Annotated in this window: 17 protein-coding genes; 7 read left to right on the plus strand and 10 right to left on the minus strand. The window is 60.6% G+C overall.

The genetic code is table 11. The features are described from left to right. Position 1: 1 nt before the first annotated feature. Entirely contained in the window at positions 2–1,012 is a 1,011-nt protein-coding gene (gene mglC / locus ACTG2W_RS13775; RefSeq protein WP_005342585.1) for a galactose/methyl galactoside ABC transporter permease MglC, read from the plus strand. Positions 1,013–1,063: 51 nt separating this feature from the next. Beyond that, positions 1,064–2,797 carry a methyl-accepting chemotaxis protein gene (locus tag ACTG2W_RS13780; protein WP_106844230.1) on the plus strand — a complete coding sequence of 578 codons (1,734 nt, stop codon included), beginning with the start codon at positions 1,064–1,066 and terminating at the stop codon, positions 2,795–2,797. Positions 2,798–2,864: 67 nt separating this feature from the next. Here ACTG2W_RS13780 and trmA read toward each other — a convergent pair whose 3' ends face one another. After that, on the minus strand, positions 2,865–3,998 hold the full coding sequence (gene trmA / locus ACTG2W_RS13785; RefSeq protein ID WP_106844229.1) for a tRNA (uridine(54)-C5)-methyltransferase TrmA: 1,134 nt from the start codon (positions 3,996–3,998) through the stop codon (positions 2,865–2,867). A gap of 170 nt (positions 3,999–4,168) precedes the next feature. Here trmA and ACTG2W_RS13790 point away from each other — a divergent pair, with 170 nt between their 5' ends. Then, positions 4,169–5,311, plus strand: coding sequence for a DUF5610 domain-containing protein (locus tag ACTG2W_RS13790; RefSeq protein ID WP_106844228.1), 1,143 nt, complete (start codon positions 4,169–4,171; stop codon positions 5,309–5,311). An 89-nt stretch (positions 5,312–5,400) separates the two neighbouring features. Continuing rightward, on the plus strand, positions 5,401–5,922 hold the full coding sequence (locus tag ACTG2W_RS13795) for an ATP:cob(I)alamin adenosyltransferase (RefSeq protein WP_106844227.1): 522 nt from the start codon (positions 5,401–5,403) through the stop codon (positions 5,920–5,922). A gap of 99 nt (positions 5,923–6,021) precedes the next feature. Here the strand turns inward: ACTG2W_RS13795 and malZ are convergent, their stop codons facing one another. The 9 genes from malZ to ACTG2W_RS13840 all read right to left on the minus strand — a co-directional run bounded on the left by malZ (position 6,022) and on the right by ACTG2W_RS13840 (position 14,298). Beyond that, positions 6,022–7,851, minus strand: a complete 1,830-nt coding sequence (malZ, locus tag ACTG2W_RS13800; protein ID WP_106844226.1) for a maltodextrin glucosidase — start codon at positions 7,849–7,851, stop codon at positions 6,022–6,024. Between the two features lie 5 nt (positions 7,852–7,856). Beyond that, the gene (locus tag ACTG2W_RS13805; protein ID WP_005355498.1) at positions 7,857–8,687 is read right to left on the minus strand and encodes an HDOD domain-containing protein; all 831 of its coding nucleotides are present in this window, start codon (positions 8,685–8,687) and stop codon (positions 7,857–7,859) included. A gap of 88 nt (positions 8,688–8,775) precedes the next feature. Continuing rightward, positions 8,776–9,192, minus strand: coding sequence for an META domain-containing protein (locus tag ACTG2W_RS13810; RefSeq protein WP_064339147.1), 417 nt, complete (start codon positions 9,190–9,192; stop codon positions 8,776–8,778). Between the two features lie 165 nt (positions 9,193–9,357). After that, a complete protein-coding gene (gene yegD, locus ACTG2W_RS13815) occupies positions 9,358–10,719 on the minus strand; it encodes a molecular chaperone (RefSeq protein ID WP_064339148.1) in 1,362 nt (453 codons plus the stop codon). A 92-nt stretch (positions 10,720–10,811) separates the two neighbouring features. Further along, the gene (locus ACTG2W_RS13820) at positions 10,812–11,801 is read right to left on the minus strand and encodes a 2-hydroxyacid dehydrogenase (protein ID WP_005340720.1); all 990 of its coding nucleotides are present in this window, start codon (positions 11,799–11,801) and stop codon (positions 10,812–10,814) included. A 74-nt stretch (positions 11,802–11,875) separates the two neighbouring features. Further along, the gene (locus tag ACTG2W_RS13825; protein WP_005355485.1) at positions 11,876–12,370 is read right to left on the minus strand and encodes a CreA family protein; all 495 of its coding nucleotides are present in this window, start codon (positions 12,368–12,370) and stop codon (positions 11,876–11,878) included. Positions 12,371–12,397: 27 nt separating this feature from the next. Continuing rightward, positions 12,398–12,844: an Mpo1 family 2-hydroxy fatty acid dioxygenase gene (locus ACTG2W_RS13830; protein ID WP_106844225.1), complete on the minus strand. Its 447-nt coding sequence runs from the start codon at positions 12,842–12,844 to the stop codon at positions 12,398–12,400. A 62-nt stretch (positions 12,845–12,906) separates the two neighbouring features. Then, positions 12,907–13,764: a hypothetical protein gene (locus ACTG2W_RS13835; RefSeq protein WP_106844224.1), complete on the minus strand. Its 858-nt coding sequence runs from the start codon at positions 13,762–13,764 to the stop codon at positions 12,907–12,909. A 147-nt stretch (positions 13,765–13,911) separates the two neighbouring features. Next, positions 13,912–14,298 carry a TraR/DksA family transcriptional regulator gene (locus ACTG2W_RS13840; protein ID WP_005356952.1) on the minus strand — a complete coding sequence of 129 codons (387 nt, stop codon included), beginning with the start codon at positions 14,296–14,298 and terminating at the stop codon, positions 13,912–13,914. Positions 14,299–14,778: 480 nt separating this feature from the next. On the opposite strand from ACTG2W_RS13840, the gene ACTG2W_RS13845 reads away from it, so the two are divergent. The 3 genes from ACTG2W_RS13845 to ACTG2W_RS13855 all read left to right on the plus strand — a co-directional run bounded on the left by ACTG2W_RS13845 (position 14,779) and on the right by ACTG2W_RS13855 (position 18,911). Then, complete coding sequence (locus ACTG2W_RS13845) at positions 14,779–16,110, plus strand: glutamine synthetase family protein (RefSeq protein ID WP_013723370.1); 1,332 nt, start codon at positions 14,779–14,781, stop codon at positions 16,108–16,110. 288 nt (positions 16,111–16,398) lie between these two features. Further along, positions 16,399–17,760 carry an aspartate aminotransferase family protein gene (locus ACTG2W_RS13850; RefSeq protein ID WP_144715679.1) on the plus strand — a complete coding sequence of 454 codons (1,362 nt, stop codon included), beginning with the start codon at positions 16,399–16,401 and terminating at the stop codon, positions 17,758–17,760. Positions 17,761–17,813: 53 nt separating this feature from the next. Beyond that, entirely contained in the window at positions 17,814–18,911 is a 1,098-nt protein-coding gene (locus tag ACTG2W_RS13855) for an extracellular solute-binding protein (RefSeq protein WP_080771396.1), read from the plus strand. Positions 18,912–19,005 lie beyond the last annotated feature (94 nt).

Raw genomic sequence — 19,005 nt, forward strand, 5'->3', positions numbered from 1 at the left:
TATGGAGTCGGCTAAAAATTTCAATCTGATGCAGGCGCTCAAGGAAAACGCCATCTATCTGGTGCTGCTGGTGCTGCTCATGGTCATCGTGATCCAGGAGCCCTCCTTCCTGAGCCTCACCAACTTCAGCAACATCCTGACCCAGTCCTCGGTGCGGGTCATCATCGCGCTGGGGGTGGCGGGCATCATCATCACTCAGGGGACGGATCTCTCGGCCGGTCGTCAGGTCGGTCTGGCGGCACTCATAGCAGCAACCATGTTGCAGGCGCTGACCAACGTCAACAAGGTGTTCCCGACGCTGGGGGAGGTGCCCATTCCTGCGGTGATCCTGCTGGTGTGTGTGGTGGGGGCGCTGATTGGTCTGGTCAACGGTCTCATTGTGGCCTACCTGAACGTTACCCCGTTCATTACCACCCTGGGCACCATGATCATCGTCTACGGTATCAACTCCCTCTACTTTGACTCGGTGGGTGCTTCGCCGGTGGCCGGGTTTGACCCTCGCTTCTCCAGCTTCGCCCAAGGGTTTATCCGGATAGGAGGATTCAAGCTCTCCTATCTCACCTTCTATGCGGCCATCGCCAGCGTCTTTGTCTGGGTGCTTTGGAACAAGACCCGCTTTGGCAAAAACATCTTCGCCATCGGCGGTAACCCTGAGGCTGCCAAGGTCTCCGGCGTCAACGTGGCGGTCAATCTGGTGATGATCTATGCGCTGGCAGGGGTCTTCTACGCCTTCGGCGGCATGCTGGAAGCGGGCCGTATCGGTAGCGCCACCAACAACCTCGGCTTCATGTACGAGCTCGATGCCATCGCGGCGTGCGTGGTGGGCGGCGTGTCGTTTGCCGGCGGGGTGGGAACGGTCGCGGGTGTGATTACCGGCGTACTTATCTTCACCCTGATCAACTATGGCTTGACCTATATCGGCGTCAGCCCTTACTGGCAGTTCATCATCAAGGGCGGCATCATCATTCTGGCGGTGGCCCTGGACTCCATGAAGTACGCCAAGAAGAAATAACGATTGGCAGGGAGGGTTGGCGTTGCCAGCCCTCTCTTCTGGAGGGAACCCATGCCATTCAAGGTCAAGATCTACCTCTTGCTGCTCCTGGCCATTCTGGTCACCATCGGCACCGCCGGGCTCAGTGTGAATCACTTCATCAGTGGCTACATTCGCACTCAGGCCACCCACAACATCACCGAGCAGATCACTCTGGTCAAAGAGAAGCTGGCCAGCGACATCAATCAGAAAATCCTGTTGGCCGCCAACCTCAACTTCGGGGTGACCAACGTCAAGAAGACCCTGCAAGAGACCGGCTTTCACAATATCGTCAAAGTGATCGGCGACATGGCCTTCGACGTGAACGGGGTCATCAACGACAGTGCCAAAGTCGATGCCCTGCGCAAGTTGATCCCCGCCGCCAACAACCAGATCACCGTCAGCCCGCTGCAACAGGTGGATGGCAAGCCGGTCATCACCATTCTGGTGCCACGCGGTGCCGATTCCGCCTATCTCTACTACCTCGACATGAGCGAGTTCAAAAGCCTGCTGGAGAAGATGAGTGGCGATGGCCGCTACTTCTCGCTGGCCGACAGTCAGGGCAACAGCCTCTATGACAGCAAGCCGCAGGGGGAGAGCGAAGCGCGCCCCAACCAGCTGGATATTCGCGGCAGCAGCTGGACGCTGACCGGCTACATCGATCTTGACTACATCCGGGCCATGACCCGGGCCCTCAACGGCCAGATCATCATGGCACTGTGCGGCGTGGCGATCGTAGTGATGGTGCTGGCGATGCTGGCGCTCAACGTGGCCTATCGCCCCATCCTCTCGCTGCGGGATCTGGTGCTGGAGCTCTCCCGCGGCAGCGGCGATCTCACCCGCCGACTGGCGGTAACCAGCAAGGATGATCTGGGCCAGATCTCGGCCGGTATCAACCGCTTTATCGAGCGGTTGCAGGAGATGATGGGGGAGGTGCGGCAGGCGAGCGGCCAGCTCAACAGCGGCATCGAGGGGTTGGCCAGCCAGACCGGCGCCGCCCAGTCCCTGCTGGCGGATCATGTACGCGAGACCGAGCAGGTGGTGACCGCCATCAACGAGATGAGCCGCACCGCGGTCTCCGTCTCCGAGAATGCGGCCAGCACCGCCCAGCTCACCGGCCAGAGCCAGCAGCTGGCGAGCCAGTCCCGTCAGGTGGTGGATCAGGCCATGGCCAGCGTGATGGCGCTGGTGGACGAAGTGGAAGCCACTGCCCGCTCCATCGAGGCGATGCAGCAGGATGTGCAGCAGATTGGCTCTGTGCTGGGGGTGATCGGCAGCATTGCCGAACAGACCAACCTGCTGGCCCTCAACGCCGCCATCGAGGCGGCTCGCGCCGGGGAACAGGGTCGTGGCTTTGCGGTGGTGGCGGATGAGGTACGCTCGCTTGCGGCCCGTACTCAGAAGAGCACTGCAGAGATCCAGACCATGCTGGCCAGCCTGCAGCGGGGCACCCGGACCGTGGTGGAGGCCATGGGCAACACCAAGCAGAGCTGTCAGGGGGCTGCCGAGAACACCACTAAAGTCAACGAGTCGCTGGATCTGATGGCGGGGGAAGTGGTGGAGATCAACGATCTCATCAGCCATATCGCCACGGCAGCGGAGCAGCAGAGTGCGGTTGCTGAAGAGATCAATCGCAACATGAGTGCCATTGCCGAAGTGATCCGCCAGCTGACCCATAATGGCGAAGCGACGGTTGCCAGTTCCGCCGCGATGCAGCAAACCTACGACCGGCTGCGGGAGATCGTGGGCCACTTCCGACTGGAGTAAGGCCGATGTTGAGCCAATAACAAAACAGGGCCATCCGGCCCTGTTGTTGTTTTCCTGTCTGCCTTAATCAATCGGCCTTGCGACGCAGATAGACCCCGGCTTCCATGTGATGGGTCCAGGGGAACTGGTCGAACAGGGCGAAACGGGCGATCTCGTGGGTTTCCCCCAGCACGGTCATGTTGGCCTGCAGGGTTTCGGGGTTGCAGGAGATGTAGAGGATGTTGTCGTACTCCTGTACCAGCTTGACGGTCGCATCGTCGAGACCGGCGCGGGGCGGGTCGACGAAGATGGTGTTGCACTGGTAGCTCTTGAGGTCGACCCCCTTGAGACGGTTGAACTCCCGCTCGCCACGCATCGCCATGGTGAACTCCTCGGCTGACATGCGCAGGATGATCAGGTTGTCGACGCCGTTGGCGGCGATGTTGAACTGGGCGGAGTCGACGCTCGGCTTGGCGATCTCGGTGGCCAGCACCTTGCGGAAGTTCTGCGCCAGCGCGATGGAGAAGTTTCCGTTGCCGCAATAGAGCTCCAGCAGGTCCCCTTCGCTCCCTTTGGTCACATCCAGCGCCCAGGCCAGCATCTGCTCGTTGATGGCGGCGTTGGGCTGGGTGAAGCTGTTCTCCACCTGTTTGTAGGTGAGCTGGCGACCCGCCACGTTGAGCTGTTCGATGACGAAGTCATCCCCCAGACAGATCTTCTGCTTGTGGGCGCGGCCAATCAGCTGCAGCTCGAACCCTTTGGCGCGCAGGTCGGCCTGCAGCGCTTCGGCGGCCTGTTGCCACTCTGCTTCCAGCTTGCGGTGATAGAGCAGGCTGACAATGATCTGGCCGGACTGGGTGGAGAGGTAGTCAATCTGGAACAGCTTGCGGCGCAGCACCGGGTGTGGGCGCAGCCCCTCCAGCAGCAGCGGCATCAACTGGTTGATGAGGCGGCTGGCGGTAGGGAAGTGGTCTATCTTGATGATCTCTTTGGTCGCCGGGGCATACATGCAGTGGAAGAGGTCATCCCCTTCGTGCCAGATGCGAAATTCGGCGCGCATCCGGTAGTACTCCGCCGGTGAGCTGTGCACTTCCAGTGCCGGGAGGGTGAAGCCGGCAAACAGCTCGGTGAGGCGAGCGCGCTTTTCGTCGAGTTGGGCCTGATAGTCGGCCGCGGTTCTAGGCGCCGGAGCGTTCGCGGAAGGCTGTTGGGATTGGGTCATAAATACCTCACATGCACACCGGCCGGGCCGGGTCGAAATCGGGGGAAGGCAACAGGCCACCCAAAGGGGCCCGATTTTAAAAGCCAGCCGCAGATTGTCCAGCATTTTGTGGTCAAGAAGTGTTCAGTCAGGCCGATAGCTGATCTACAGGCATGGTGGGAGGACACATTATGCAGATCGAAGGCGTGGGCGCAGCCCAACCCAAGGGAGTGGGTGTTTCTCCCAAATCGCCCCAACAGGCGGAGCAGAAACAGGTCAAGAGCGAGGAGGCTGTCTCCTTGCACAAGCCGCCCAAGTGGGCGCAGGTTTTGATCCAGCAGGCATTGCAGTTCTCGCTGGAGATCAACGGCCAAGGCTATCAGGCGCCGAAGGTGAAAGAGCCCGAGGAGATCACGCCGGAGACCCTGTTCGACTTCCAGTCGGTGGCTGACAACGTGCTGCAGTTTGTGACCGGGCGGCTTGGCGCCGCACGGGCCGATGGCAAATCCGACGACGACCTGACCGGGATGATGGAGCAGGCCCGCAAGGGGGTCGACAAGGGCTTTGACGAGGCGAAGAAGCAGCTCGGCAAGTGGGCGACTGACAACGACGATATCAAAACCGGTATCGATCAGAGCTACAAGCTGATCCAGAAAGGGCTCGAGGAGTTCGAGAAGGAGTTCTTCGGTAAGGTCTCTCCGACCGACATGGGGCAGGCCGAGATGGCCAGCCGCCAGCAGGGGTATCTGGAGATCCAGACCAAGGATGGCGACAAGGTGGTGCTGCGCTTCAACGATAGCTGGCAGACCAAGTCCCAGAGCAGCGAGAGCGGCAGCCAGTTCAGCCTCAAATCGAGCCAGAGCTTCAGCTTCTCGCTGGAGGGGGATCTCAGCAGCGACGAGATGGAGTCCATCGGCAAGTTGGTCAAAGGGATCGACGAGCTGGCGGGGAGCTTCTTCTCCGGCAACTTCGAGGATCTGCTGGACAAGGCGGGCGAGCTGAAACTGGATGACAGCCAGCTGGCCTCCTACTCCCTCAAGCTCAAGCAGAGCGTCAAACTGAGCCAGACCTATCAGGGGGCGCACTCCCTGCAGGATCTGATCAAGCCATTTGCCGACTACTTGCCGAAGCTGGATCAGGTGCAGAAACAGGCGGATAGCCTGCTGCCACCATCCCAGCAACAGGCGCTGACCCCGGCCGTGCTGGCGGCGAGAGGAGAAGAGGAACCGGCGCAGGTCGATCGCTTCACCAGCTTCAACCAGCGGATGCTGGAGGCGCTGCGGATGATCAACCAGTTCCAGCCCTCCACCGAGCCCGCCAGTAAGAACGCCTGAGCCACAGCGCGTAACGCAAGTAATGACCTGCCGTTTGCCAGCCCTTCCCGGGGCTGGCAAACTGGCCTTTTCTCCAATCCGGTTGCCCCATGAACCCCAAGAAGCCAAGAGACAAGCGCGAGCTCTGCTACCCCTTTATCTTCGAAACCTCGCTCAAATGTGATTTTGAAATCGCCACCGACGAGCTCTGCTGTCAGGTCGGGGCCGTGCTGTCACACCTTGCGCCGGAGCCCATGCTGGCGGATCTCGCGGCGTTGCAGCGGCTTATCTACAACCTCAACGGCTCGGTGCGCGGCAAGCTGGGGATCTTCGACGCAGATCTTGAGTGGCTCAAGGCCCGTTACGACCACTACAACGAGGCGAGTCGCGGCAGCGTCACCGGTTTCGTGCTGCCACAGGGGCCGCAGCCTATCCCCACCCTCCATCTGTGCCGCTGCGGCAGCAAGAAGGTGGTGCGGCTGCTGGTCCGGTTGGAAGAGAGCGGGGTGGCCTTCGATCCCATTCTCTATCGCTTCGCCAACCTGCTGGCCAACTTCTTCTTCGTGCTCACCGTCTACCTCAAGCAGCGCTGGCAGGTGCCGGAAGTGCCCTACGTCAGCATCAACTACTGATGGCGGCTGGTTAGGGGCCAGACGTCATGGTGGATTGAATGGAATAAAAAACCGGAGCCTTGGGCTCCGGTTTTGCTTTTCAGCGCGTAAGTTGCCCGCTCAGCTGGAGATCAGCACCCGGGCCGAGTTGGCGGGGATGGTGAGCTGCACCTCGCCCTGCACCACTTCAAACTTCTCACCGTTGAAGGCGTCGGTGAAGCGGCTGGCGGGGCTCGCGGTCTGCCACAGGGGCAGGCTGATGGTGCGCGGCTCGCTCGGGTGGCGGTTGCAGGCTACTACCACCTGATCGCTTTGCAGGGTACGGGCGAACACATAGCTGTGGGGCCCGGCGTAGAGGGTCTGGATATCGCCACGGCGCAGGGAGGGGCGCTGGCGGCGGATCTGGATCAGCCGGCGATAGTGGTCGTGCAGCACGTGATCCCAGTCAGTGGTATCCCACGGGAAGCAGCGGCGGCAGTCCGGATCGTTGCCGCCGGAGAGCCCCACTTCATCGCCGTAGTAGATGGAGGGCACGCCGATATAGGTGAGCAGCAGGGTGGCGGCCAGCTGCATCCGCTGTTTGTCTTCACCCAGAAGATGGAGGAAACGGGCGGTGTCGTGGCTGTCCAGCAGGTTGAACTGGGCCAGCTGGTTCTTGAACGGGATGTGGGCCCGCGCCAGCTTGAGCCAGCGATCCAGCTCTTTGGCGCTGATCTTGATGGGGTGGTAGGCGATATCCTGCCTCGCCAGGAAGGCGCGGATCGGGTGGGCGAAGCCGTAGTAGTTCATGGCGCCGTCCTCCTGATCCCCTTGCAGCCACTGGCTCGCCTCGAAGAAGTGTTCGCCGAGCACATAGGCGTCCGGGTTCTCCTGCTTCACTGCCCCGCGAATGGCGCGCACGTGACTGCGATTGCCCTCGGCGGTGCCGCGCTCGCCCAGCATGTGGATGACGTCGAAGCGCCAGCCGTCGATCTGGTAGGGGGCACGCATCCAGTAGCGCAGGATGGCGTCATCGGCGCGATAGACGGCGTCCTGCACCTTCTCGCAGGAGAAGTCGAGCTTGGGCAGGCTGCGAATGCCCTTCCAGCTGACGTAATCCCCTTCTTGGTCAAAGGTGTAGAAGCTGCGCCACGGGGAGTCCGGGTTGCTCTGGGCTCCCAGTGGCGGGCAGAACCAGGGGTGCTCGGTAGAGGTGTGGTTTACCACCGCATCGAGGATGATCTTCATGCCGCGCTGGTGCAGGTTGCGGGTCAGCTCGGCGAACTGCTCGTTGCTGCCGAGGTGGGCATCCACCTTGAAGTAGTCCTGGGTGTCGTACTTGTGGTTGCTCGGTGAATCGAAGATGGGGTTGAGGTAGAGCGCCGTCACTCCGAGAGATTGCAGATAGTGCAGCTTGGCATCGATGCCCGCCAGATCGCCGCCGTAAAATTCGCAGGCGCCGTGGCCCTCTTCATGACGGCTGACCGGCTCGCCCCACGCCTTGCTGATCACCGCTTTGCCACGGTACTCGTACTCGTGATGCTTGACGCTCAGCGACGGATCGCCGTTGCAGAAGCGGTCGGGGAAGATCTGGTAGAACACCTGATCCTGCACCCAGGCCGGTGGCTGGTGCAGGCTGTTGAAGCGAAAATGCTGTTCCCGTGGCGGCATGGACGCGCTGACGCCCGCCCCGTGCAGCCACCACTGCTCCTCGTCGGTGAGGCACTTGAAGCTGTAGAGGTGGATATCCTGTCCCTTGATGAGCGGCAGGGTCGCCTGCCACACCTGCAGCCGATCGCGGGTGGAGACCGCCGTCATCGGGATCAGGTATTCCTCGTTATCCGGCTCGTGGCGTAGCCACACCTCGCGGAACGGCGCATCCAGCTCGCTAAAGAGGGTCAATTGCAGTGCGTCGGCGCTCTCTTTGAACCAGGGCGCCACCTGGGGATGAAACAGAAACGGATGGGTCATGATGCTTATTGAGTCAGAAGATCGGCGAGGGCATTACCCTGTTCATGCAGTGTTTCGAGCTGACCTGCCAGCGACTTGGGATCCAGTCCCAGCTGATCGGCGAGCGGTTTGGGGAAGCGGGCGATGATGGCCTGGGCAGGCACGCCCGCGTTCCAGGCGAAGGAGATAAACACGGCGAGGCGGATCAGCACCGCCTCCTTGCTGACCGGATCGTGGGAGAGCGGGTCAAGCTGCTGGGAGATGGCATCGACGAAGGCCTCGGAGAGGTTCCAGCGCCGCGCCAGCTCGGCACCAAGCTGGGCATAGTCGTAGCCCAGCATCTCCCGCTGGGCCTCGACCCGGCTGCTGCCGTTCTGGATCGCCATGTTGATGAGCTCGGCCTCTTCCGGCAAGGTGCTCTGGATAAGCAGTTCGCCGATGTTGTGGATCAGGGCGCAGGTGAAGGCGGTCTCGGGATCCATCACCTTGGCCTCTTGGGCCAGGGTTTTGGCTATGGTGGCGACCTGGAAGGTCTCGGTCCAGAACTTGTTCTTGTCGAAGCTGGGCGGGGCCTTGAAGGTGCCGATGATGCCGGAGGCGACCACCACGGAGCGAAGTCGGTTGAAGCCGAGCCGGATCACTGCCTGTTCGATGGAGGTCACTTCGTTGCCCCGGCGCAGGGCGGCCGAGTTGGCCATCCGCAGCACCTTGACGCTGATCACCTGATCCATGGCGATCTTGGCCGCAATCTCGTCGATGCGGGCATTCTCGTCGTTGAAGCTCTGCATCAACTCGTGCAGCAGCTTGGGAATAGTGGGGAGTTGTTTGATCTTGTCAAACAGGCGATCCATCGACATGGCTGAGGCAGCCTCCGTTGCGAACTCTGCCTCATATTGTGCCACAGCCGGACAACATGTTCCTGTTTGTGATGCGGCTTTGTGAGCGCTAGAACACCCAGTCGCGCAAGGTGTATTCCAAACGGTGCTGTTTGCCCTGCAGGATCAGGTTCTGACTGGTGCCGCTCAGGGTGGCACCCTCGGTCAGGGTGGTCAGTACAGCCTGTTCGATAGTGTCGAGCGGCGGCATGCAGGCCATTTCGGTGCTGCCCAGACTGGTGACCCACAGCTTGTCATCTTCCAGATGGCCCTGACCGAAGTAGCGGTTGCAACCGGCGATGCCGTTGACGGTGAAGTGCTCGCCGATCTCGAAATCGGGGGGATTGTCGCGGGGGGCCTCGATCGGTTGGCCATCCAGTTTGCTCAGTACCCAGTGGTGGTGTTGCAGATCTTGCTGAACAAAGGCGGTCGAGCTGCAGCCAGCGAGCAGTAACAGGGGGATCAGCAAAAAGGGCAATCTGGGCATGAGGGGGCTCCGGTTGGGGGAGCGTCAAGAATACCCTTTTTGGGCAGTCGGGAGCAGGGCGGGAGAGGGGACGACCGACCGCTTCTGTCGCCCCTTGTCTCGCACGACTGTCGCTTAATGGCAACACACGGGTGATGTCGCCATCGATTTACGCTATCTCAGGGCTCAGTTGGCGAACAGCCGCTCGGCATAACGGGCAAGACCCGCGGCCACCGAGCCGAAGTCATCGCCACCCTCAAGCGGGATGGAGGGGAGCTTCTGGCGGATAAAGCTGGCGATCAGCGGTGAGCGGGCGCTACCACCGGTGACGAAGATGCGATCCGGCTGCACACCGGCGGCGGCAATCGCTTCGTCCATCAGCTCGCCAATCTTCTCTAGCAGCAGGGCCGAAGCGTTGGCCAGCTGTTCGCGGGTCAGTTCCGCTTCCAGCCCTTTTTCCAGCTCGGCCAGCGACTGGCGATTGAGTTCCTGCTCCGAGAGGGCGATCTTGCCCTGCTCGGCACGCCACACCAGCTGGTGGCTCAGCTTGTGGGCCCGCAGGCTGGCCAGACGCCCCAGCTTGCTGCCGGGCTGGCTGTCGAGCTGCAGATCCTGCAGCTGGCGGGCGGTGTCGAGGCTGTAGAAGCGGCTCTGGGCGCTGACGTCGTTGATGGCGGCCGCATCCCAGAACAGTGGGTGGGGCAGCGGCTTGCCGGTCTTGAGGGTCTCGTGCATGCCGAGCAGCGGCATCATCCCCTCCACCGTCAGGCGGATGTCGAAGTCGTTGCCGCCGATCCGCTGGCCGCTGTGGCCGAGCAGATCGCCGCTGCGATCCAGCTGATCGCGGTAGCTCGGGCCCATCCGCAGCATGGAGCAGTCTGTGGTACCGCCACCGATATCCACCACCAGCACCACGGCGTCTTCGGTGAGGCGCGCCTCGAATTCAAACCCGGCGGCCACCGGCTCATAGAGGAACTCCACCTGCTCGAAACCGGCCAGACGAGCCGCCTCGGTCAGGATGGCGATAGCTTGCTGGTTGCTCTCTTCCCCCGCCAAGCCCTGGAAGTTGACCGGGCGACCGATCACCGCTTGGCGGATCGGGGCTCCGAGCTGCTGTTCCGCCTGCTGGCGGACGTGGAGCATCATGGCGCAGACGATGTCTTCAAACAGGGCGATCTGGGGGGCCTTGAGACCATAAGCCCCGAGGAAGGATTTCGGCGATTTGATGTAGTAGCCGTCGTCCGGCTCTTCCAGATAGCGCTCCAGCGCGGCACCGCCAAAGCTCAGCTCGTCGATCAGCCCCTCTTCGCGCATTTGGCGGCGAACCATCTGGGCGCGGGTGACCACGGGGCCACGCAGCTTGAGGTACTCCGCCTGCTGGGCGGGGGCCAGCCCTTCGGCCAGCAGACCGGCGATAGCATCCCGGTGGGGGGCATGCAGGGTGGAGGGGAGATAGCGGGATGCACCAAGATTCAGCAGCCTGGGGCTACCTTGTTCCATCACGGCCACGGCACAGTTGGAGGTGCCGTAATCAAATCCGATAAACATGGGCGCCAGACTCCTGAATAAAAAAGGGGGGCTAGCCTACCCGAAGGCGCCGGGTCTCACAACCCGGCGCGTGACGAAGAGAGGGCGAGCCCTTATTCCACTTCGTTGTCGCAGCGGCCCTGGCTCTCGATGGCGCGGATATTGCCGAGGGTGGTATCGGCGATGGCGTGCAGTGCCTCGCGGGTCAGGAACGCCTGATGGCCGGTGAACAGCACGTTGTGGCAGGCGGACAGACGGCGGAACACGTCATCGGTGATCACCTCGTTGGACTTGTCGGAGAAGAAGAGATCCTCTTCCTCTTCGTAGACATCAAGCCCCAGAGCGCCGATACGGGAGGTCTTGAGTGCCTCGATGGCGGCGTTGGAGTCGAGCAGGCCGCCACGGCTGGTGTTGATGATCATCACCCCGTCCTTCATCTTGGCAAATGCCTCCTTGTTCAACAGGTGGTAGTTCTCTTTGAACAGCGGGCAGTGCAGGCTGATGATATCGGATTGGCGGAACAGGGTATCGAGATCCACGTACTCGGCCCCCAGCTCGATGGCTGCCGGATTCTGGTAAGGATCGTTCACCAGCAGGCGAACCCCGAAGCCCTTGAGGATGCGCAGGGCGGCCAGACCGATCTTGCCGGTACCGATGACGCCAACGGTCTTGCCATGCATGTTGAAGCCGACCAGCCCTTCCAGCGAGAAGTTGGCGTCGCGGGTGCGCTGATAAGCCTTATGGATGCGGCGGTTGAGGCACATCATCATGCCGACGGCGTGTTCTGCGGTCGCCTCGGGGGAGTAGGCGGGCACTCGCACTACTTTCAGCCCCAGCTCTTTGGCAGCGGCCAGATCCACGTTGTTGTAACCGGCGCAGCGCAGGGCAATCACCTGGGTGCCGTTGGCAGCCAGTTCGGTCAATACCTCGCGGTCGGCATCGTCATTGACGAACAGACACACCACCGGGAAGCCGTGAGCCAGTCGGGCCGTTTTGGCCTCCAGCCGCACATCGAAAAACTCCAGGTCGAAGCCGTACTGGCTGTTGGCCTGGTTGAAATGCTCTTTGTCATAGCTCTTGGTACTGAATACGGCGACTTTCATGGTATGTGCTCCGCAGCGTGTGTGTCGTCAAATTACAACAAAATGGGTCAGCTATCACCGGACAAACCGGCTGGTTATTGTCCCCACGGCATAATGGGAACGGCGCTGACTGCACTCTTGTACGAACCATCCACCAGTTTGGTGCTGTAGGTCAGGTAAACCAGTGCATTGCGTTTCTTGTCGTAAAAACGCACCACTTTCTGCTCCTTGAACACCAGTGAAGTGCTGACATCGAACACCTCTTCTCCCGCCTTCAGCTTTTCGGGCAGGGTGATGGGGCCGATCTGGTGGCACGACAGGGAGGCGTGGGAGGGATCTTCCGCCAGTCCCAGCCCGCCTTTTACACCACCTGTCTTGGGGCGCGCCAGATAGCAGGCGACGCCGTCGATGCGCGGATCGTCGAACGCCTCCACCAGGATCTTGTGGTTGGGGCCAAACAGCTTGAAGGCGGTGCTCACTTCACCGACCGGGTCGGCCTTGTCGGCCAGTGCCGGGCCGGCAAACAGGGCCCCCAGCAGCAGGGGCAGGGCGCGGCGCAGGGCATTATGTCGCGTGTGGTTATGTGTCATGGTCTCTCCTGTTGGCCCGACCCCCCTTCAATAGGGAATGTCCAGGCGACGATAGAGGCTGGCAAGCACCCAGGCGGGGCCTATCAGCAGAAATTGCAGGTCGGCGAGGAAGGAGGGGCGCTTGCCCTCGATCCTGTGGCCGACAAACTGGGCTATCCAGAGCAGCACGAAGATAAACAGCGCGGGCCACAGCAGCGGCCCCTGCCACTGGTGGCAGCAGGCCAGCCCGAGCGCGGTCAGCCCCGCCATCCCGACGAACAGGGCAAACGACAGCTGCAGATAGAACAGCAGCACCGGAATGGCCGCCACTGCCGCCCAGTTGAGGGGTTCTGGCAAGGGTCCGTGTGGCAGACACCAGAGCAGCGCCAGCGAGCAGAGATAGATGCCCGGTACCGCCAGTTTGTGGATGGCGACGTTGACCGGATGGCGATGGCTCTGGCCGTACTGCGCAAACCACTCCTGGATTCCCTTCATGGCACCTCCCTGGCGCACTGTGTTCTCGCTGCCTGACTTTCGTGGTCAGGGGCTCGGGATACTTATCCCTGCGGTGGATACTCCCAATATTGGGCCGGAATGGATTTTAGCAACGGGGTCATATCCGGATTGGGCAGGGCGATGGTGACCCGCTGATCGAGGTTGGCGCTGGCGAGCGCTTCGCGGATCTTGGGGTTGTCATGGAAGAACTTCATAAAGCTGCCATCGGCATAGGCCCGCTCCAGCCCGGTCTGAATCGCCTTGGCCAGCTTGGGGTATTCGGGGCTGACGAAGAAGAACTGGGCGAAGGGGTAGCGGATCAGCAGATGCTGCTCGATGGCGAGGTTGGGATACTGCGCCACCAGCTCGCTGCGCTCGGCGAAGATCTCTACCAGGGCGCGCGGGAAGAAGTCGATCTTGTCGCCGTCGTTGATAAGGCGAAACAAGCTGCTGTAGCGGCCGGAGAAGGTCGGGATGCCCGCATTTTCCAGAATTTTGTTATCGGCCCAACCGACCCCTTGCGCCACCTTCAGCTGTTTGAGGTCGGCCAGAGTATTGATCTGGTTGAACTTCTCTTGGGCATCCGCGTGGATGAACGACAGCCGCAATCCTTCCAGCCCGCGAAACAGCGGAATAGGGACGGCAATCAGGGAGGATTCGAGTGCGCTGGAGGTACCCATCCAGAAGACGTTGATGGTCTTGCCCTTGCTCAGCTGCTGCTGGAGGGTGAACTGGTTGAGGTCGAGTTCGACAGGCTGGATGCGAAAGGGTTGCCCGGAGCGGGTCAGGGCCAGTTCCAGCAGCTTGTACTGGTACTCCTGGTCAAGATTGTTGACGGGACGGCTGGGGACCTTGACCGTCAGAACCTGTGCTTGTGCCAGCAGTGGCAGGCACAAACACAGCTTGATGAGCCATTTCACTCTCTGTTCTCCTGTAGATTCCGGAAGGTGTCCGGAGTCTAACAGAACTTGTCACCATCTTGCTGCGAGGCGTTGTGCAAGGTTTGAGCGCAGGGCCCTGCCTTGCTGGCGTCTGTTACACCAGAATGGTGACGGTTCTTCGAAGAATCAGGCGACGCGACGGAACACGTGGGTATCGTTAAATTCCTTGGTGCTCTGGCATTCGACGCAGAAACGGGATTCCGGACGGGCATGCAGCCGCTTGAGGGAGATCTCGTCACCGCAAGATTCGCAGTAACCAAAATCCCCTTCGCTGATGCGCTTCAATGCGCCCCGCAGCTTGCGCAGGTGCAGCTTGTCGTGCTCGATGCGGTTCAGCTCCAGACGGCGGGCTTCCTCGATACTGGCACGGTCAATTTCATCAGCCATCTCGTTGGTGTCGGTGGCGATGGCCTGGCTGGCCTGGGAGTTCAGGCGCTCTTCGAGCTCGACGATCTGTCGCTCGATCTGCCCCTTGTAAAAGGCCAGTTGGTCTTCAGTCATGAAATCACACATACGATTAACTACCAGTCAGTTTACTAACCCAATTATCCCTGTTTATGGGGGCTGTCTGCCTACAGACCAAGCCCTTGTATCCCGATTTGCACCTGTTTCATGCAAGAGAGTGCAAATCAGGGCGGGCCTTGTACCAAAAAAATGCAGCCAAGCAAAGCAAATAGGATAAGGATTGTGCGCCCTTGCAAAAAAATGGTCCGTTCCTGCGGGGGATTGGTCGGGATCTGGCGCCTGCTTCACCCTCTGTTGGCATCGCCTTTGCAACGATGAGAAGGGTGGGTTTCGTACGGATTTAAGTGTTTAGTATTTGGTGCCGCCTTGGTCATTATATGCGCCGTTATTTATAGTTTTTTAAACACGCCCGCTTGACATTGCCCTTGATGGCGGGCTTTTATGGTGATGTTGATTACAATTTTATAACAAGGGTGTTCCATATATTAGACACCCTTGCCAATGGCAACCGTAAAGTCGGGGTTTAACATGGACAGTATCAAAGGCTGGATGGAGAGCAATCGCATCACGGAAGTGGAGTGCCTGTTCCCGGATTTCACCGGCAACGCCCGGGGCAAGATCATCCCAGCCAACAAGTTTTTGCGTGAAGGGGGCATGCGTCTGCCCGAGGTGATTTTCACCCAGACGGTGACCGGCGAATATCCGGATGACGACAGCATGATCGACCCGCTGGAGCGGGACATGCAGCTCTATCCTGACCCCAACACCATCCGTTTTGTCCCTTGGGCGCTGGAGCCCACTGCACAGGTGATCCACGACTGTTTCGACGTCAACGGCAAGCTGATCGACATCGCGCCGCGCTCCGTGCTGCGTCGGGTTCTGTCATTTTACGAGAAGCAGGGCTGGAAGCCTGTGGTGGCGCCCGAGCTGGAATTCTATCTGGTCACCCGCAACGAAGACCCCGACTATCCGCTGGTGCCGCCGGTGGGTCGCAACGGCCGCCCTGAGACCGCCCGCCAGTCGTTCAGTATCGATGCGGTCAACGAGTTCGACCCCATCTTTGAAGACATGTATGACTACTGTGAGGCGCAGGAGCTGGAGGTGGATACCCTGATCCACGAGTCGGGCGCCGCCCAGATGGAGATCAACTTCCTGCATGGTGATGCCATCGATCTGGCGGATCAGGTGTTCCTGTTCAAGCGCACCATGCGTGAGGCCGCTCACCGCCACGGCATCTATGCCACCTTCATGGCCAAGCCGATGAGCGACGAACCGGGGTCGGCCATGCACATCCACCAGAGTCTGGAAGATGTGAACGGCCACAACCTGTTCGGCACCCCGAACGGCGGCAACAGCGAACAGTTCATGCACTTCATCGCCGGTCTGCAGAAATACACCCCGGCGGTGACCGCCCTGCTGGCCCCCAACGTCAACTCTTACCGCCGCCTTACTTTCGGCGAGAGCGCGCCGCGCAACGTCCAGTGGGGTGTGGAGAACCGCACCTGCGGCCTGCGGGTGCCCTTCTCCGACCCGAGCGCACGACGGGTGGAGAACCGCTTCGCCGGTGCCGATGCCAACCCCTATCTGGCGCTGGCCGCCACTCTTGCCTGTGGCTATCTCGGCATGATGGAGAAGCTGGAGCCGCTGCCGGAGATGAAGTCGAGCGCCTATGACCTGCCCTACAGCCTGCCCCGCTCGCTGGAGGAGGCACTCAGCCATCTCGAACAGTGCGAGCCCATCAAGGAGATGCTGGGTGAGCGCTTCACCCGCGCTTTCGTCGCGGTCAAACGCAAAGAATACGAGACCTACTTCGGGGTGATCAGTCGCTGGGAGCGGGAGTTCCTGCTGCTGAACGTTTGAGCCCCTGTAACGGGGAGGCCGGAGTCGGCCTCCCCGGTCCCTGTATCGAAGAGACCTGAACGCGAGTCAGGTGGCGGCAGCCACCTGTGAGTGGTTGTGGCTGCGAGCATGCAAGCCCACCTGACTACCCACCTGACTGTTTGACGACTGAATCTTGCCAAATCGAAGGCGCAGGGGAGTAACGAATGCAGCAGACACGCCGTGAGTGACTGTGGCTGCGAACGTGCCGACTCACCTGACTATTTGACGACTGAATCTTGCTAAATCGAAGGAACCGAGGAGCAACAAATGCAGCAGACAACCCGTGAGTGGCAACAACTGGATGCCAGCCACCACCTGCACCCCTTTACCGATTTTCAGGCCCTGAACAAGAAGGGTTCGCGCATCATTACCAACGCCAGCGGTGTCTATCTGGAAGACTCCGAGGGAAAACGCATTCTCGACGGCATGGCGGGCCTGTGGTGCGTCAATATGGGCTATGGCCGCCAGGAGCTGGTGGATGCCGCTACCCGCCAGATGCAGCAGTTGCCCTACTACAACCTCTTCTTCCAGACTGCTCACCCGCCGGTGATCGAGCTGGCGACCCTGCTGGCCGAGGTGACGCCAGCCCATCTCAACCACGTCTTCTTCACCGGCTCCGGCTCCGAGTGCAACGATACCGTGCTGCGGATGGTGCGCCACTACTGGGCCAGCAAGGGTCAGCCTGACAAACAGGTGATCATCAGTCGCCATAACGCCTATCACGGCTCCACCGTGGCGGGGGCGAGTCTGGGTGGCATGAAGGGGATGCATGCCCAGGGCGGGCTGCCCATTCCCGGCATAGTGCACATCGATCAGCCCTACCACTTCGGTGAGGGGCAGGGGATGAGTGCCCACGAGTTCGGGCTGGAGCGGGCCCGTCAGCTGGAGCAGAAGATTCTGGAGCTGGGGGTGGACAAGGTGGCTGCCTTTATCGGCGAGCCGATCCAGGGGGCGGGCGGCGTCATCATTCCGCCTGACAGCTACTGGCCGGAGATCCAGCGCATCTGCGATCACTACGGCATCCTGCTGATCGCCGACGAGGTGATCTGCGGCTTTGGCCGCACCGGCCACTGGTTTGCCAGCGAAGGGTTTGGCATCAAGCCGGACCTGATGTGTCTGGCCAAGGGGATCACCTCCGGTTATCTGCCGCTCGGCGCAGTGATGGTCAGTGACCGGGTTGCCAAGGGGTTGGTGGAGGAGGGGGGCGAGTTCAACCACGGCTTCACCTACTCGGGTCATCCGGTCTCTTGCGCCGTGGCGGTGGCCAATATCCAGCTTATGCAGAAAGAGAGCATAGTTAAGCGAGTGCATGATACTATCGGCCCCTATTTGCAGCGCCGCTGGGCGGAGCTGGCCGATCATCCGCTGGTGGGAGAAACCCGAGGCAAAGGATTGGTCGCCGCGCTGGAAATCGTTGAGGACAAGCAGACCAACCGGCGTTTCCCGGCTCAGGCAAATGCGGGGATGACTTGCCGGGAGTTCTGCTTTAACAATGGCTTGGTGATGAGGGCGGTAGGCGATACCATGATCATATCGCCCCCCTTGGTCATCACCGAGGAACAGGTTGATGAATTGGTCGATCTGGCCAGGCGCAGTCTGGATCTGACAGCCGCAAAGCTGAAAGGTTGAGGTGGGTCGGGCAGGTTGGCATGCGCATACAATTTGCTTAGGAGACAAGGATGATGTCTTTCAAAACAGGAGTGATCGCTGCCTCTGTGGCTCTGGTCATGGCAAGTGCCGGAGCAATGGCTGAAGAGAAGGTGCTGCACGTCTACAACTGGAGCGACTACATAGCGCCGGATACCCTGGATAACTTCCAGAAGGAGACGGGGATCAAGGTGGTCTATGACGTGTTCGACAGTAACGAGGTACTGGAAGCCAAGTTGCTGGCGGGTAGTTCGGGCTACGACATCGTGGTGCCATCCAACCCCTTCCTGGCCAAACAGATCAAGGCGGGCGTGTTCCAGAAACTGGACAAGTCCAAGCTCTCCAACTGGCAAAACATGGATGTCGACCTGCTCAAGGCGCTCGAGCCGAGCGATCCGGGCAACCAGTACTCCATCCCCTATCTGTGGGGCACCATCGGATATGCCTACAACGCCGAGAAGGTGAAAGCCGTGCTGGGGGCCGATGCCCCGGTCAACTCCTGGGATCTGGTGTTCAAGCCGGAGAACATGGCCAAGTTGAAAGAGTGTGGCGTCTCCTTCCTCGATTCCCCGACCGAAATGCTGCCGGCTGCCCTGCAATATCTGGGCTTCAAACCGGATAGCCAGAAACCGGCCGAGCTGAAGAAGGCTGAGGAGCTGTTCCTCTCCATCCGTCCCTATACCGCCTATTTCCACTCCTCCAAGTACATCTCGGATCTGGCCAACGGCAACCTCTGCGTAGCGGTCGGTTACTCCGGTGACTTGCAGCAGTCCAAGGCGCGGGCAGCCGAGGCCAAGAATGGCATCGCGCTCACCTACACCATTCCGAAAGAGGGGGCAGGCAGCTTCTTTGACATGATCGCCATTCCGGCGGATGCCAAGAACGTCGAGGCGGCCCACACCTTCATCAACTACCTGATGAAGCCGGAGGTGATCGCCAATATCACCAACGTGGTGCAGTTCCCGAACGGCAACAAGGCGGCGACCCCGCTGGTGGATGAGGCGATCCGTACCGATCCGGGTATCTACCCTGATGCGGCGACCCTGCAGAAGATCTACACCTTCCCGGATCTGCCGGCCAAGGTGCAGCGTCTGATGACCCGCAGCTGGACCAAGATCAAGTCCGGCAAGTAAGTAACGAATGCCCCTCCCGGTCCGCAGTTCGGCCGGGAGGGTAGTGATGCCATCCATCCGGATGGGCCGCGCGAATGGATGCGCAGACGGTCAA

Source organism: Aeromonas sp. 96A (genome assembly GCF_051919165.1).
GTDB classification, from domain to species: domain Bacteria; phylum Pseudomonadota; class Gammaproteobacteria; order Enterobacterales; family Aeromonadaceae; genus Aeromonas; species Aeromonas veronii.